13 protein-coding genes and 1 tRNA gene are annotated in these 14167 nt (G+C 42.8%); 9 read left to right on the top strand and 5 right to left on the bottom strand.

Annotation, left to right across the window (positions count from 1 at the left end; genetic code table 11):
* Positions 1-26: 26 nt before the first annotated feature.
* The 3 genes from L0B18_RS11580 (at position 27) to argJ (ending at position 3805) form a co-directional block, all read left to right on the top strand.
* Positions 27-1274 carry an aspartate aminotransferase family protein gene (locus tag L0B18_RS11580; RefSeq protein ID WP_234571939.1) on the top strand — a complete coding sequence of 416 codons (1248 nt, stop codon included), beginning with the start codon at positions 27-29 and terminating at the stop codon, positions 1272-1274.
* The gene (gene argC, locus L0B18_RS11575) at positions 1261-2298 is read left to right on the top strand and encodes an N-acetyl-gamma-glutamyl-phosphate reductase (protein ID WP_234571938.1); all 1038 of its coding nucleotides are present in this window, start codon (positions 1261-1263) and stop codon (positions 2296-2298) included. The genes L0B18_RS11580 and argC overlap by 14 nt, the downstream gene beginning before the upstream one ends.
* Positions 2299-2593: 295 nt before the next feature.
* Positions 2594-3805, top strand: coding sequence for a bifunctional glutamate N-acetyltransferase/amino-acid acetyltransferase ArgJ (gene argJ, locus L0B18_RS11570; protein ID WP_255695625.1), 1212 nt, complete (start codon positions 2594-2596; stop codon positions 3803-3805).
* Between the two features lie 78 nt (positions 3806-3883).
* Here the strand turns inward: argJ and L0B18_RS11565 are convergent, their stop codons facing one another.
* Genes L0B18_RS11565 through L0B18_RS11555 form a run of 3 tightly spaced genes read right to left on the bottom strand, consistent with a single transcriptional unit; the run spans position 3884 to position 5922 of the window.
* The gene (locus L0B18_RS11565; RefSeq protein WP_234571936.1) at positions 3884-4900 is read right to left on the bottom strand and encodes a threonine aldolase family protein; all 1017 of its coding nucleotides are present in this window, start codon (positions 4898-4900) and stop codon (positions 3884-3886) included.
* 8 nt (positions 4901-4908) lie between these two features.
* The gene (locus L0B18_RS11560; RefSeq protein ID WP_234571935.1) at positions 4909-5067 is read right to left on the bottom strand and encodes a hypothetical protein; all 159 of its coding nucleotides are present in this window, start codon (positions 5065-5067) and stop codon (positions 4909-4911) included.
* Positions 5068-5073: 6 nt separating this feature from the next.
* Entirely contained in the window at positions 5074-5922 is an 849-nt protein-coding gene (locus L0B18_RS11555) for a 3-hydroxyacyl-CoA dehydrogenase family protein (protein ID WP_370647586.1), read from the bottom strand.
* 120 nt (positions 5923-6042) lie between these two features.
* On the opposite strand from L0B18_RS11555, the gene L0B18_RS11550 reads away from it, so the two are divergent.
* The 6 genes from L0B18_RS11550 (at position 6043) to L0B18_RS11525 (ending at position 13293) form a co-directional block, all read left to right on the top strand.
* The gene (locus L0B18_RS11550) at positions 6043-8487 is read left to right on the top strand and encodes a penicillin acylase family protein (RefSeq protein WP_234571933.1); all 2445 of its coding nucleotides are present in this window, start codon (positions 6043-6045) and stop codon (positions 8485-8487) included.
* 27 nt (positions 8488-8514) lie between these two features.
* Positions 8515-11430: a glycoside hydrolase family 3 N-terminal domain-containing protein gene (locus L0B18_RS11545; RefSeq protein ID WP_234571932.1), complete on the top strand. Its 2916-nt coding sequence runs from the start codon at positions 8515-8517 to the stop codon at positions 11428-11430.
* On the top strand, positions 11427-12128 hold the full coding sequence (locus L0B18_RS11540; RefSeq protein WP_234571931.1) for a cytidine deaminase: 702 nt from the start codon (positions 11427-11429) through the stop codon (positions 12126-12128). Before L0B18_RS11545 ends, L0B18_RS11540 begins: the two co-directional genes overlap by 4 nt.
* A 2-nt stretch (positions 12129-12130) precedes the next feature.
* The gene (locus L0B18_RS11535; RefSeq protein WP_234571930.1) at positions 12131-12733 is read left to right on the top strand and encodes a hypothetical protein; all 603 of its coding nucleotides are present in this window, start codon (positions 12131-12133) and stop codon (positions 12731-12733) included.
* Positions 12734-12879: 146 nt separating this feature from the next.
* Positions 12880-13062 (top strand): histone H1, encoded by a 183-nt coding sequence (locus L0B18_RS11530; RefSeq protein WP_234571929.1) that lies wholly within the window; start codon positions 12880-12882, stop codon positions 13060-13062.
* Between the two features lie 159 nt (positions 13063-13221).
* A tRNA-Asn gene (locus tag L0B18_RS11525) sits at positions 13222-13293 on the top strand.
* Between the two features lie 167 nt (positions 13294-13460).
* Here the strand turns inward: L0B18_RS11525 and L0B18_RS11520 are convergent.
* Both L0B18_RS11520 and L0B18_RS11515 read right to left on the bottom strand, forming a co-directional pair.
* Positions 13461-13724: a type II toxin-antitoxin system RelE family toxin gene (locus L0B18_RS11520; protein ID WP_234571928.1), complete on the bottom strand. Its 264-nt coding sequence runs from the start codon at positions 13722-13724 to the stop codon at positions 13461-13463.
* Entirely contained in the window at positions 13724-13984 is a 261-nt protein-coding gene (locus tag L0B18_RS11515; RefSeq protein ID WP_234571927.1) for a type II toxin-antitoxin system Phd/YefM family antitoxin, read from the bottom strand. The genes L0B18_RS11520 and L0B18_RS11515 overlap by 1 nt, the downstream gene beginning before the upstream one ends.
* Between the last annotated feature and the right edge of the window lie 183 nt (positions 13985-14167).

Below are 14167 nucleotides of genomic sequence, written 5' to 3'. Positions count from 1 at the left end.
CTTATTAATTTCAATTTTATACTACCATGCCCACGAATATTCCCGGGAAAGTTTTTAAAACTGTAAAAACTATTTTTGGAAAAGAACCGGCCCAAAAAAAAGCGGAAAAATATCACTTTGACCTTTATGGCCGCTATCCCATTTCGTTGGTAAAAGGAAAAGGCTCCAAAGTGTGGGATGATGAACACAATGAATACATCGATGCGCTTGCCGGTATCGCCGTAAACAGTTTGGGACATTCGCACCCAAGAATTGTAAAAGCCATTCAAAAACAAGCCGAAAAGCTTATCCATGTTTCCAACTTTTATTACAATGGTCCGCAGAGTAATCTTGCCGAAATGTTGGTTAAACTTTCTGGTTTGGATCGCGCTTTCTTTTGTAACAGTGGCGCTGAGGCGGTTGAAGGATCTATAAAACTTGCCCGACGATATTCGTACAAAAAAGGCAAAACCGGAACCATCATCAGTATGGAAAATTCGTTTCACGGGCGAACACTCGGTACCATTGCTATGGGAAAAGAGAAATATCAGGATGGATTTCATCCCATTCCCCCCGGATTCAAACGGGTTCCTATGAACGATCCCGATGCACTTGAAGAAGCGGTGAATGATGAAACGGTTGCGATCATTATCGAACCGATTCAGGGTGAAGGCGGAATTATTGAAGCATCCGCGGAGTATCTAAAAAAAGCCCGAAAACTTTGTAATCAATATGAAATCCCGCTGATTTTTGATGAAGTTCAATGCGGCATCGCAAGAACAGGGAAAATGTTTGCTTTTGAACATTACGGAATCAAACCGGATATCATGCCGCTTGCCAAAGCACTCGGATCGGGTTTCCCAATCGGTGCTGTAGTTGCAAAAGAGGAATTCGCCAAGGCTTTCGATCATGGAACTCACGGCACCACTTTTGGTGGAAACCCATTGGCTTGTGCCGCCGCACTCGAAACTCTGAAAACTATTCAGGATGAAGATATCTGTGAAAAAGCCAGGGTTCGCGGAAATTATTTAAAAACAAGATTAGACGATCTCTCCAACAATTGGAATTCCATCCGTGAAGTAAGAGGAAAAGGTTTGATGGTTGGGATTGAATTGGCATTTCCCGGTGGGGATGTTGTGAAAGAAATGATGAAACGGGGCGTGCTCTCTAATTGCGCCTCGGGAAATGTGATCCGGCTGGTTCCACCGCTTATCATCACCAAAGATGAACTGGACACCGTTGTAGACGTACTCGTAGAATCGATTAAAGAAGTAGAAAAGAATGCCCAAGCATAAAGTAGGAATTGTAGGTGCTTCCGGATATACCGGATCAGAGCTTGTCAGATTGCTTGCCCATCACCCGGAAGTTACCCTTGAGTTTGTAACCAGCGAAACATATTCAGGAAAACGAATCTCCGATATCTATCCGCATCTCCAGGATTTGGTGGATATCGAACTGATTTCCATTGAAAACGTATCGGATTTTGAGCCGGATTTGGTTTTTCTTGCACTCCCCCATGGAGTTTCCATGAACTTTGTAAAAGATCATGGGATTGATGAGTTCGTTACGATTGATCTCTCCGGTGATTTCCGATTTTCTTCTCAGGGGATTTACGAGGAGTGGTATAAAAAAACGCATGTGTCTGCGGAATTTATGGAGCATTCTGTCTATGGTTTGCCGGAACTGTTTCGGGATAAGATTCGAAATGCGAGACTTATTGCCAATCCCGGATGTTATCCAACTTCTGCGATTTTAGCACTCGCGCCTCTCATCAAACACGGGTATGTTAATCCTTCTTCTATTGTTGTGGATTCGAAATCCGGTGTGACCGGTGCCGGGGCAAAACCCAAAGAGGGCCTGCACTTTCCCGATGTCTTTGGAAATTTCTCAGCTTATTCGCTGGTCAATCACAGGCACACGCCAGAGATCGAAAATACACTCCTGAATTACTCGGGATATTCAACTGAAATTCTGTTTACTCCACATTTGCTGCCCATTGACCGGGGAATTTTGACCACGACTTACAGTACGCCAAAAAAAGAAGTAAACATGGAAATGGTAGAAGAACTCTTCCATTCTGTCTATGAGAAGGAACATTTTGTAAGAGTCTTCGATGCTCCGCCATCCCTTAAAAATATTCGCGGTTCTAATTACTGCGATATTCATGCAACTTATGATGAGCGGACACATAGAATTATAACAATCTCTACAATTGATAATCTTGTAAAAGGAGCGGCCGGACAAGCGGTGCAAAATATGAACATCGTCTTCGGGCTGATTGAATCAACCGGGTTGAAACATATCCCGCTAAACCCATAAAAGTGTTTGAATTATTCATTCTTTATTAAACAAGAATGATTAAAAACTTTTGATGAAATTAAATGGATTTTTTTCTTATCATCACAGGAACTTATGAAAAGCTATCCATTCAACATATCACCCATTTCCAGTGGTTCAGGAATCTACTTCCTCAATCCAACTCCACCGGTACGTATAGCTCCTCCCGGCAGGCGGGTCTGATCACTTCTCATGTTGAGAAGGCAGCTTCTGTCCTCTCATCCTACTCGCTTACCAACCAAACTTTTTCTCAAATTAATTTTCATATACTAAAATTATGTTAAATAATCTTACTCACGTACGTGGTTTCAAATGCTGGGGAGCCCATATGGGAATCAAATCGAAGCGGAGAGACATCGCTCTTATTTACTCATCGGTGCCGGCATCCGCAGCAGCCGTATTTACCCGAAATATTGTAGCGGCTGAACCCATTAAACTGAGTCGCCAGCACATCAAAGATGGAATGGCACAGGCGTTTATCATCAACTCCGGAAATGCCAATGCCTGTACCGGTAAAGAAGGCTGGAAAGGCGCCGTGGCCATGGCAGAAACCACGGCCAAAGAGTTGAAGATTCCAAAAGAAGCGGTCATCGTCGCATCCACCGGTTTGATTGGAGAACCCTTCCCTACGGAGAAAGTGGTTAAAGGAATCAAAGAATGTGTGAAAAAACTTTCGGATCGGGTAATTGCCGGATCTTTAACAGCAAATGCGATCCTCACAACCGACACTTTTGCCAAAGAAGGATTTACATCGTTCACTGTTGAAGGACACGAAATCAACATGGCGGGGATTGCCAAAGGCTCTGGAATGATTCATCCTGATATGGGCACCATGCTCGGATTTATTGTTTGCGATATTGCCATCAGCCCAAAGTTGCTGGATGAAGCTCTCCGAACGGCTGTCGACAAATCATTCAACATGATTACAGTGGATGGCGATACGTCTACCAATGACATGGTTTCAATTATGTGCAATGGAGAAGCTGGCAACAAAGAAATCACCGAAAAAGATGCCAACTATGATCTGTTTTTAGCCAATCTCGAACAACTTTGTACACACCTCGCAAAACTGATTATTTCGGATGGCGAAGGCTCCACGAAACTGATTGAATATCACACTGAAGGAGCCAAAACAGAGAAAGAGGCACGGCAGGTTGTTCGAACAGTTTCCAACTCCAATCTTGTAAAAACAGCTATTTTTGGTTCTGATCCCAACTGGGGACGAATTATTGCCGCAGCCGGACGATCCGGAGTTGATTTTGATCCTGAGAAAGTAGATCTCTACATCGGCGCAGATATTAACAAAATGGAGCAGGTTGTGAAAGCGGGTCAGCCTATTGACGGCGTTCGAAAGAAACTCAAAAAAGTGATGGCGGAATCAACTATCATCATTTTGATAGATCTAAACCAGGGTGACGAAAAATCCGTAGGCTGGGGTTCGGATTTCTCTTATGAATACGTGAGAATTAACGCTGAATATACTACGTAAATAAGCCAAGTCATCGGATGAGTGTAACTGGTTGAAAGTAATTCTCCGTTCTAAATACTCATCCGATGGCTCTAACTTTCACTGATATTCCGCTACAGCTTTCAACACGTTTTCCAAATCCTCATCATCGACTTGGAAATGAAATGTAGCGCGAATAGTTTTTGGCCCAAAAGGTACAAATGCGATTCCAGCATCTGAAAACTTTTGAAGGGCTTCTTCGGCCGTTTCATCAACCACATCAAACAAAACAATGTTTGTGTCAACAGTTGAAAGATCAACCCCAAAAGCTGGATTCTTTGAAATTGTCTCAGCAAATTTTTTGGCTCTTTTATGATCATCATCCAAAAGTGTTTGGTGATGATCAACTGCATATTCCGCAGCAGCCGCAAGAAGCCCAACCTGCCGCATCCCTCCTCCCAGCATTTTCCGGTGCCTTCGTGCCCGTTTAATTTGCTCTTTGTTTGCCAGCATCATTGAACCTATCGGGGCGCCGAGTCCTTTACTAAAACAGATGGAAATCGTATCGCTGATACTTCCAAAAAAATCCGGTTCTATTCCGGAAACTGCCATCGCATTCCAGATTCTGGCGCCATCCAGATGAACAAAAAGTCCATGCCTGTCGGCAAGCTCACGAATTTCTGTAAGTTCGTCTTTTGTGTAATACGCCCCTCCGCCTTTGTTCGTGGTATTCTCAAGTGCAATGACTTTGGATTTCGGATCCCACTCATTTTTGGGACGAATGGCCGATTCAATCAATTCGGAAGTTAATTTTCCCCGATTTCCTTTTAAAGACCGTAATTGAATGGACGAAAGATAGGCCGCTGCACCCGATTCATAGTTAAATACATGACCGGCCTCATCAATAATCACTTCATCTCCCGGTTCTGTGAGAACGTGCAGACAAAGTTGATTACTCATCGTGCCACTTGGCACAAAAAGCCCCGCTTCCATCCCGAACATATCGGCCATTCTCTGTTGAAATTTATTCACCGTTGGATCGGCTGCAAATACATCATCACCAACTTCGGCCCGAATCATCGTCCGAAGCATTTCGGGGGTCGGCCGCGTTATTGTATCACTTCGTAAATCTATCATTTTAAAAATTAGAGTTTTAATGGATGAATGTTGTGTCCGTAACCTGCCGTGGTTTTGCCATTGTGAGCTAAGCGAAGCAATCTCCCGCTAAAAAAACCAGTTGGGGATTGCCGCGGTCGCCCCGAAGCATCGGGACTCCCTCGCAATGACTTTTCAACATTCATCATTTATAATTAATCGTATTTAAAAAAACCTTCCCCGGTTTTATTACCGAGTTTTCCGGCATTCACCATCTTCACCAGAAGAGGGCACGGCCGATATTTTGGATCTTTAAAACCATCATACAAGACATTTAAAATATCCAGGCATACATCAAGGCCGATGAAATCCGCAAGCCGTAGCGGCCCCATAGGATGGGCCATTCCCAATTTCATCACCTGGTCCACATCTTCCGGTTTTGCCACGCCTTCATACACACAAAAAATCGCCTCGTTGATCATCGGCATCAGCACTCGATTGGAAACAAATCCCGGTGAATCATTTGCCGGTACCGGAACTTTGCCAAGTTTCTCCGCCAAATCCATGACCGCTTTTGTAGTTTCAGGACTGGTTTCCAATCCATTAATCACTTCCACGAGTTTCATCACAGGAACGGGATTGAAAAAATGCATCCCGATGAATTTCTCGGGACGATGGGTTACTGCAGCCAATTTTGTGATGGAAATGGATGAAGTGTTTGAAGCAAAAATGGTCTCTGATGAAGCGGCGGATTCAATCTCTTCAAAAGCCTTTTTCTTCAGGGCAAAATTTTCCGGAATAGCCTCCACAACCAAATCACTGTCTTTTACTCCCTCAGAAATATCCAATGCGGAGTGAATACGGTTCAGGGTTTCCGTCTTATCACTCTCGGAAATTTTCTCTTTGTTAACCATTCGGGATAAATTTTTCTCAATGGTGTTCAAAGCTTTATCCAGAAATTCCTGTTTCGTCTCAACAAGCGTCACTTCAAAACCACTCATCGCAAAGACATGAGCGATTCCATTTCCCATTGTTCCGCCTCCAATTACCGATACTTTTTTTATGTCACTCATCCTGGCTCCAAATTTTCAGTGGATTATCATTACTTTCGGTTGTGAGAGTATGTATTTTGTGATGAATTTTCAATCTTACGCGAAAGTTATTTTCCATCTATAAGTTACTACATGAGGTTCATTTTAAAACTCCTGATTTTTTTAGGAATTCTATTATTCGGGATTGCCATCCTGTCCGCTTACTGGACCTTTTACTCTCCCCTCCCCGAATACGACGCTGAAATCCATCTTGATGAACTTCAGCAAGAGGTAAAAGTCCACTGGGATCCATATGCGGTTCCCTACATTTATGCTGAAAGTGAAGACGATCTTTACTATTCCATCGGGTACATTCACGCACAGGATCGACTCTGGCAAATGACGCTTTCACAAATTGCAGCCGAAGGCCGGTTTGCAGAATTCCTGGGCAAAGATCTGGTTGAATATGATATCCATCAACGCACGCTCGGTTTTTGGGAAACGGCGAAGCGAATAGAAGCCGAAGCTCCTGATTCATTACTTCATATCCTGGAACGATACTCAGCCGGGGTGAACGCTTTTATCGATCAAAACAGGGATAATCTTCCTGCTGAATTTACCTTGCTTGGTGTGAAGCCTATCGAATGGACTCCAACTCATACCATTGCTCTTTCAAGATTGATGGCCTGGGATCAAAATATACACTGGTGGAGTGAATTGACGTATGCATACCTGGCAGAGGAATTGGATCCGTACCAATTTCAACAACTGATTCCGGTTTACAACGATCGGTATCCAACGACGCTTTCCGACTCTGAATCTTCATCCGTAGCATCGGCAACCATGCCTTTACTTGAAACGGAACTCGATTTAAGATCGGCTCTTCAAAAAAAAGGAACGCAATTTGGGAGTAATGCCTGGGCTGTCAACGGCAGTAAAACTGTTTCCGGAAGACCGATTCTCGCCGGCGATCCGCATATGGGGCTAAGCATTCCTGGGTTTTGGTACGAGGTTTCCTATCACACTCCCAATCACCAAATATCCGGGGCTACCATCCCGGGTTCGCCCTTTGTTGTTTTGGGACAAAATGAATACATCGCATGGTCGATGACAAACATCATGGCCGATGATACCGATTTTTTCTCTGAACAAATCAATTCAAACAATCCTGATGAATATATTCTGGACAGTGTCTCCGACAGTGTGGTTGTGTATGAAGAATTCAACGAAAGACGCGAAATCATACAAGTAAAAGACAGTGATGATGAACTTCATGTTGTAAGAAGTACAAAGCACGGGCCAATCATCAGTGACATTCATCCCGATTCCTCTCTTGGTGATAAACTCGTTAGCTTCAGTTGGATGGGGCATCAAGTCAGCCAGGAAGTCTGGGCATTGTATAAGATGAACCATGCCAAAACAATGAATGAATTCAGAAATGCCGTTGAAGGATTCGACACTCCCGGAATGAATTTTATTTATGCTGACAGCGACGATAATATTGCCATTTTTACCGGTGCCAATCTTCCAATCCGCGACTACAATCCATTAATGTTCAGGCATGGATGGGATCCGTCTTACGATTGGCAATCCACCATTCCGTTTGATGACCTACCTCATGTAGTAAATCCCGAGCAAGGTTTTGTTGCCCATGCAAATAACAAAATGCATACCGACAGTTATCCCTATTACATTTCCACCTTTTGGGAACCGCCTTCCCGTATAATGAGGATCAACCAATACCTGGAGATGTCCGACAGCCTGCAAACAGAAACGATGCAGGCTATGCAAAACGATGTTTACTCAGAACATGCCCGGGAAATTACCGAAATGATTCTTCCGATTCTTCGTAGCGGAGAAAATTCGAATGAGCTTCAAACCGCACTTTCCTACCTCGAGAACTGGAACTTTGAGTATACCGAATCATCAACTGCCGCCACGATATTTGACCTGTTTTTTATCAATCTTACCCGAAACGTTTTACTCGATGAAATCGGATCAGATCTATATGAAAAACTGACCCGTCTTGAGCATCTTCCGGTCATGATTATTTCGGAAATGCTACAATCAAACAGTGCTTTTTTTGATAATCAGAACACACTTCAAACCGAAACACGGGATCAGATTGTACGCGATAGTATGGCGGAAACTCTTCAGCAGCTAAATGAAGAATTTGGATCACAACCCTTTGAATGGCGTTGGGAAAATGTTCTGAAACTGACTTTGCAACCGCCCTTATTAAGTGAAGCCAGCCAATCTCCGGAAGCACCGGCCGTATTTAAAATGATCGTTAATAACTTATTCAGTAAAGGCCCGTTTACCGTGCGTGGAAATACAATGTCTATCAACAAAGGCCAATACAATTGGGAATTCCCTTTCGAAATGTACCTGGGACCTTCCATTCGAAGAATCGTTGATTTTTCCACGCCGGGAAAATCTCAAACAATCTTGCCGACAGGCCAATCGGGCAATCCGTTATCTACGTATTATGGAGATCAAACAAACTTGTGGCTCGACGGCCGCTACCGATTTATCTACCAGGATAGTACCTTCTTTCAGGAGACCAGTTTTGAAACCATGACTTTATCACCGAATTAAATCAACGCTCAACAAACGAACGAATTGATGACTCAAATAAAGCCCATTGCTCTAAATCAGATAGAATCTTTTTTCAGATATTTCTCACTTCCACTTCTTTTGATCGTTACTCTACTCACTCATTCTGCCGATGCTCAAATTACCAGCACACCCGCCTTTACAAATGATCAGGACAGTTTGATAGATTCATCAGCGATCGTGGTGAATGTTGATTCAATCATGTCTGAAATGACTCTCGATGAAAAAATCGGGCAGCTATTTATGGTTCGGGCCTATGGTACATTTATGAATGACCGCGATTTGGATTATCTGCGTTTAAAGGAATTGATCACGGATTATCATGTTGGGGGAATTCTTTTTTTCCAGGGAGATATTTATGGTCAGGCAGTTACGAACAACCAACTTCAGGAATTGGCTAAATATCCTTTATGGATCGCACAGGATATGGAGTTTGGAGCCGCAATGAGGATTGATGGAACCACCCGTTTCACTCCGGCAATGGGAATTGCAGCAACGGGAAATCCCTACAATGCATTTTTAAAGGGAAAAATAACAGCAATTGAGGCAAAAGCGGTAGGTGTCCACCAAATCTATGCGCCGGTTTTGGATGTAAACAACAATCCTGAAAACCCCGTGATTAACGTTCGTTCTTATTCTGCCGATCCACAAATGGTATCAGAATATGGGATTGAATTCATGAAAGGTGTTCAGAGTGAAGGACTTGTCTCAACCGGCAAACACTTTCCGGGCCATGGAGATACAGATACGGATTCTCACCTCGCTCTTCCAACGATTACCCATGACTATTCAAGGTTAGATTCGATTGAACTTGTCCCTTTCAGGAATGCCATTAATGAAGGAATGCAGAGCATCATGAGTGCTCATATCTCCTTTCCAAACATCAGTGAACACGAGGGACTTCCCGGAACGTTGGACGAATCCATTTTACAACGAATTCTTATCGATTCTCTTTCTTTTGATGGGCTGGTAGTTACCGATGGTTTGGAAATGCAGGGAATTACCAGTCACTTTTCTCCGGGGCAAGCCGTCATTAAAGCATTACAAGCCGGGGTTGATCAAATGCTTGTCAGCACCGATGAAAAGGCCGCCATCAATGAAATTAAAAAAGCAGTTGAATCAGGGAAATTGACAGAAGATCGAATCGATAAATCAGTCCGAAAAATTCTGACGTTGAAATCTTCTCAGGGAGTTTTCACGAACAGATTTGCAGATATTGAAACGCTGAGTTATCAGATTAATACTCCACAGTTTCAAAATACGGCGAATCGAATTGCACGAGAATCGATCACTGTTTTGAAGAATAACAACGTTCTTCCCGTCCGGCAGGCTGACTACCCAAGTATTCTGGTGGTTGGAATTTCTGATGGCGATGAACACTCCTCAGCCGGAGTTTTAAGAAATGAAATTCGAAAATATCATGAGAATGTTAGTTTTCACTCGCTCGATTCCCGAACAAGCGAAGAGGAAATTGATGAACTTCTGGATGATGCAAAATCAGCGGATCTGGTAATCCTGGGCTCATTCATTCGGGTTAGTTCATACCGTTCTTCACATATGCCGCGGAACTATCTCAGGATCCTGGACCAGATATCCAGCCTGAATAAACCTGAAATTCTTCTCGCCTTCGGCAATCCCTATTTGGTAGAAACACTGCCGGACACAGATGTACATTTAATCGCATGGTCGGGTGCGGCGGATCAGGTTCGCCAAACAGTTCCGGCAATTTTTGGAGCTGCTGATGTTAAGGGCAAGTTTCCCGGCGAAGTTCCGAACATGTACAATATCGGCGATGGTTTAGAAATTCCTCAAAGCTCTCTTCGGTTTGATGAACCTATTGCCGCAGATATGTCCATTGATTCGCTCATTAAAGTCGATCAAATTATGCAAAGTGCTATTGATGATTCCGTCTTTCCCGGTGGTGTGGTTGGAGTTGTACGGAATGGATCACTTGTATGGCAACAATCTTACGGATATCACGACTATTCCAAAACCAAAGCCGTACAGCCGAATAATGTTTACGACCTCGCTTCCATATCCAAAATTATGGCGACAACCACATCCATGATGAAACTGGTCGATGAGGGTAAAATCACTCTTGATGATCCTGTTTCGAAATACATTCCCGAGTATGATCAGGGAAAAAAACGGGACATCACAATACGGCATTTTCTTTTGCACACGTCCGGACTTCCTGCATTCCGAATTTATGTGGACAAATTGCGCACGCGCGAAGAATTGATTGAAGCCGTTCGAAATGAACCGCTCATCAATGATCCCGGAGAAGAGTACGTATACAGCGATCTTGGATTTATTCTTCTTGCTGAAATTATTGAAGAAGTGAGCGGCAAACGGATTGATGAGTATGTACAAGATGAATTCTTCGAACCAATGGGAATGACATCCACGACATACAATCCGGAACATTTGGGAAGGCTGTTAACGAATCGCATCCCTCCCACAGAAATTGATACCGTTTACGGCCGGGGATTGGTTCACCACCGAGTTCATGACGAACGTGCTTATTTTATGGATGGAGTTTCAGGCCATGCCGGTCTGTTCTCCAGCATTCAGGATATGGCAAAGTATTTCTTTATGCTTTTGAATGATGGCGTTTATGCCGGTCATCAGTATCTCTCGCCGGAAACCATCAATCTGTTTACAAGCCATCAATCACCAATAAACCAGCGGGGACTCGGATTCGACAGGAAAAGCCAGGGATTCAGTACTGCGGGCACATTAACCAGCGAAGACAGTTTCGGGCATACAGGTTTTACCGGGACCAGTTTTTGGGTGGATCCGAATGAAAACATCGCAATTATCATTTTAACAAACCGAACGTTTCCCAACCGCAGTTACGGAAGCAGAATCAGTCGGATTCGTGCACAAATTGCAGACGCCGTGATGAACAGCATTCAATATTGAAGAATCAAACCACAAATATAGCATCCAATGCTTACGCCCCCTATTCCAACAGCGATGAGTATTGTTATGTGTTGGGAAAATCCGGGACTTTCTATCCGGGTGTTCGGGTAGAAAATAGCTCATATCCATTGACGATCCCAGCCGATCAGGCCGCGATATGCAGTTCCCTGGGAAATGGAGACCATCCTGTTGCTATTCTGGATTCAAGCCGTTCCAATCAGTTATCCAAATTCTGGATTGAAAAATTTAACCTCAAAAAGCTCGAATCCCTCCCAGAGGACGCTGTAATCTATGATCCGATCGTAAAAAAAGTGGACGATGTGAATCTGTATTTACAGAAGCTCTGCGAATCAACCGTATCTGATCAATCGGACTTTCCCGTTACGGCTCTTCTGAAAACAACCGATGGATATATTCCCGGCGTAAACATTGAGTTCAAAGAATGGAATCTTGGCCTCTGCGCCGAACGTGTGGCCCTCTCAAGAGCTTTGGCCTCCGGTTACAGTGAATTCCTTGGCATGCACGTTTACGCCCCTCAAAGTGAATATATAAGCCCGTGTGGTGCGTGCCGTCAGGTTCTGTTCGAATTCATGCCGGACCAGACATTGGTACTTCATCATGATGATCAATCCCTGTCCCGTCATTTAGTCTCTCATCTTCTGCCAAACGGTTTTTCATCAAGTTCATTGAAAAAGTAACTATGGATTTTCTCGCAATTCTGGATTACGAGCATCTCGATAACGGTGTTTTTTTGTCATCATTTGCAAAGTCTCTATCCAGAAAAAAGAAGCGTGGTATTATCATTCATGGTGACAGTCAACATACCGAACGCATCATACAAACAGGTGTCATGAGGAAAGATGCCGAGATTCGGGCGATTAAAGAACTGAATCATCGACTGGTAGCGTTATTTGCAGATGAGGGAATTTCAACGATTGCTTTGAATGGATTTCAGAAGTCTCTTTTGACTATAGATAACGATACTGTTCAGTTCGATAAGAAACAGATTGATGCCCTTCCCGATCAGCCAATGATATTATTATCAAACCTCGCTCTGGATTTAAAAGTAAAAAGTTATCGGCCGTTACCGCTCTCAGATATGGCGGTAGTGGTAGCAGAAAACTTTGGAATTGATGCGATCACAGTCTTTAACAAGGATAAATCGTCCGATTTCATCAAACAAGATTTTCCCGAAACACTGAGGATTGAAAAAATCGATGCTTCTTTGGTTAAAAAGCATATTCCCAAACACTTAAGAGGAATTTCAATGCCGATTCGGATAAAAAGTGCGTCCACTTTCTGAATTTTAGATCAATTGCAGCATTCTGCTAAATAATATGCGTAAATAATGAAAAATAACCCGCTTTTAATTTGCCAGTTAAGCACTTCTTCAATAGTTTGTGCGCATTGAAGTATTAGAAAACATAAACTAACCCACAGGTGTTACTTATGAGTAGAAAAGAAGAACTAAACCAGCTAATTTCAGAGCTTGAGCCGGATATTGATAAATTCTATGAGAAAGGAAATAAGGCCGCTGGAACCAGAGCACGTAAAAAATTACAGGAGATAAAAAAATTATCTCAGGAAGTTCGTTTGGAGATTCAGGATATGAAGAATTCAGGTGAAGTTTAATTCTCTGACTAAGTTTTTTTTTAATAGCCGCTTATGGAAGCGGCTATTTTTTTGCCAAAAAATTAGTGCATTTTTTCCTTGACATCTGAATTCAGAAGGCCTTATATTTGGTACTTCTTATTGTTTCGAAAACGAGTTCAATACAGATTTATATGTCACTCCTCGGTAGCTCAGTGGCAGAGCAATCGGCTGTTAACCGATCGGTCGCTGGTTCGAATCCAGCCCGGGGAGCTGTTAAATAGCTCTAATCAATTGTAAAACAATGGGTTAGAGCTTTTTTATTTGTACAGGGTAAAACATTTTTCTTGTCCCCTTCTTTTCGTTTAATTGCGCTCTGTAAGAACAAGGTTTTAGATATAGATATGCTTCACTAAATAAGAATTATTGATAAGAATCTTTCAAAGCCCCTCATAAATATCTTTTCGGTGACCAATACGGACAATTAACACCACCAGTTTTTGATCATGAATTTGATAGACAATTCGATAATCATTTACTCTAATTCGGTATAGGTCCTCTGCTCCTCTCAATTTCTTGCTTCCAACAGGCCTTACATCCTCCGTCAACCGATCAATTGCCTCGATAATATTCGACTTGAATGGATTAGGTATTTTCTTGAGAGCTTTTTGGGCTTTGCGCTCAATTTCTACCTGCCAAGCCATTATTTTTTAATCAGCTCTTTTTTAGCTTGCTCCCAGGGAATAAATTCACTCTTAGAATCTGAGAGAATACGTCTGGCTTCTTCAACATCTTTGTGATCTTCCAAAGCCTGAATGGCTTCAAGATCCTCAATAGGTACTACGGCAGCAACCGCCTTACCCTTACGAGTGACAACGATCCGTTGGCCTCCATACCCACTATCATTAAGAATATCGGAGAAGGACTGTCGAGCACTGGAGCTATTTACAGTTTTCACATCCATAATTACACCTCATTTTGTACGATTTGTACATAATGTACATAATCAAAACGGAAAGTGACAATATTTGTTGTCAAATCTATAAATAAAAGCGATACCGGAAAGGCTTTATAGCCAGTCCGATATCGCAGACGAGAATGGAAGTTTTTCAACTTCCGATGAATAAGTTCTTATGCAGAAGCTTCC

Source organism: Rhodohalobacter sp. 614A (assembly GCF_021462415.1).
Taxonomy (GTDB): domain Bacteria; phylum Bacteroidota; class Rhodothermia; order Balneolales; family Balneolaceae; genus Rhodohalobacter.
Note: the sequence above shows the minus strand (reverse complement) of the source record. Positions and strands in the feature narration are given on the sequence as shown.

Excerpts from the sequence above, each read along its gene's own strand:
- L0B18_RS11520 (WP_234571928.1), bottom strand. The coding sequence starts at position 13,724 with ATGGCTTGGCAGGTAGAAATTGAGCGCAAAGCCCAAAAAGCTCTCAAG.
- argJ (WP_255695625.1), top strand. The coding sequence starts at position 2,594 with ATGTTAAATAATCTTACTCACGTACGTGGTTTCAAATGCTGGGGAGCC.
- L0B18_RS11530 (WP_234571929.1), top strand. The coding sequence starts at position 12,880 with ATGAGTAGAAAAGAAGAACTAAACCAGCTAATTTCAGAGCTTGAGCCG.
- L0B18_RS11535 (WP_234571930.1), top strand. The coding sequence starts at position 12,131 with ATGGATTTTCTCGCAATTCTGGATTACGAGCATCTCGATAACGGTGTT.
- L0B18_RS11560 (WP_234571935.1), bottom strand. The coding sequence starts at position 5,067 with ATGATGAATGTTGAAAAGTCATTGCGAGGGAGTCCCGATGCTTCGGGG.
- L0B18_RS11580 (WP_234571939.1), top strand. The coding sequence starts at position 27 with ATGCCCACGAATATTCCCGGGAAAGTTTTTAAAACTGTAAAAACTATT.
- L0B18_RS11565 (WP_234571936.1), bottom strand. The coding sequence starts at position 4,900 with ATGATAGATTTACGAAGTGATACAATAACGCGGCCGACCCCCGAAATG.
- L0B18_RS11545 (WP_234571932.1), top strand. The coding sequence starts at position 8,515 with ATGACTCAAATAAAGCCCATTGCTCTAAATCAGATAGAATCTTTTTTC.
- L0B18_RS11550 (WP_234571933.1), top strand. The coding sequence starts at position 6,043 with ATGAGGTTCATTTTAAAACTCCTGATTTTTTTAGGAATTCTATTATTC.
- L0B18_RS11515 (WP_234571927.1), bottom strand. The coding sequence starts at position 13,984 with ATGGATGTGAAAACTGTAAATAGCTCCAGTGCTCGACAGTCCTTCTCC.
- argC (WP_234571938.1), top strand. The coding sequence starts at position 1,261 with ATGCCCAAGCATAAAGTAGGAATTGTAGGTGCTTCCGGATATACCGGA.